Here is a 1,171-nt window from a genome sequence, read left to right as displayed (position 1 = left end):
CCTCGTCATTCGACCACCGCGTGGTGGACGGCATGAACGCGGCGGAATTTGTACAAAAGATACGTGGCTACCTGGAATGTCCGGCCACCTTGTTTGTGGAGTAACTGGACATGGACATACAACACACTACTCTTTTGGTCATAGGCGGCGGCCCCGGTGGCTACATCACGGCCATACGTGCCGCGCAACTGGGCATAGCCACCACGCTGGTCGAAGGTGAACAACTCGGCGGCACCTGCCTGAATGTGGGCTGCATCCCGTCCAAAGCCATGATCCACGCGGCCGACGCCTTCCACCAGTCGCGCAGCTTCATGGGTGACAACACGCTGGGCATCCATGTGGAAGGCGTGCGCATCGACATCCCGCAGACCGTGCGCTGGAAAGACGGCATCGTGGCGCGGCTCACCGGTGGCGTTGGTGCCTTGCTCAAAAAGCATGGCGTCAAGGTCGTCAAGGGTTGGGCCACGATGGTGGACGGCAAGACCGTCGATGTGGCGCAGGACAGGGCCGACACAGCCCCCGTACGCATCCAGGGTGAACACATCGTGCTGGCCACGGGTTCGGTCGAGCTGGGTTTGCCCGGCATGCCATTTGGCGGGCGCGTCATCTCGTCCACACAAGCCTTGTCGCCCGACAGCATCCCCAATAAATTGGTGGTGGTGGGTGGTGGCTACATCGGCCTGGAACTGGGCCTGGTTTACCGCAAGCTGGGCAGCGATGTGACCGTGGTGGAGGCACAGGACCGCATCCTGCCGTTGTACGACGAGGAACTGACGAAACCGGTAGCCGTGTCCCTGCGCAAGCTGGGCGTGCAGGTATTACTGGGCAGCAAGGTCCAAGGGCTCAACGCCGCCGGTGATGCGGTGCGTGTGTTGGACGCCGCGGGCCGCGAGAGTGAGCTGGCCGCCGACCAGGTGCTGGTGGCCATCGGCCGTGTGCCACACACCCATGGCTGGGGGCTGGAGAAGCTGATGCTGGCCATGCAAGGCCGCTCCATCAAGGTCGACGACCAGTGCCGCACATCGATGCGCAATGTCTGGGCGATTGGCGATTTGACGGGCGAGCCCTTGCTGGCCCACCGGGCAATGGCGCAGGGTGAAATGGTGGCCGAGATCATTTCGGGTAAACGCCGCCATTTCACCCCTGCGGCCATCGCTGCGGTTTGCTTTAC

The 1,171-nt window shown here is 62.7% G+C and carries 2 protein-coding genes; both read left to right on the top strand.

The features are described from left to right. On the top strand, nt 1-104 hold a 104-nt coding region (locus AC097P_RS24440; RefSeq protein ID WP_479613009.1), incomplete at its 5' end, for a 2-oxo acid dehydrogenase subunit E2. A 6-nt stretch (nt 105-110) separates the two neighbouring features. Then, nucleotides 111-1,171: FAD-dependent oxidoreductase (locus AC097P_RS24435; RefSeq protein WP_479613008.1), on the top strand; the 1,061-nt coding region annotated here is incomplete at its 3' end.

This window comes from Rhodoferax sp. ZS1R8, assembly GCF_056521325.1.
Note: the sequence above shows the minus strand (reverse complement) of the source record. Positions and strands in the feature narration are given on the sequence as shown.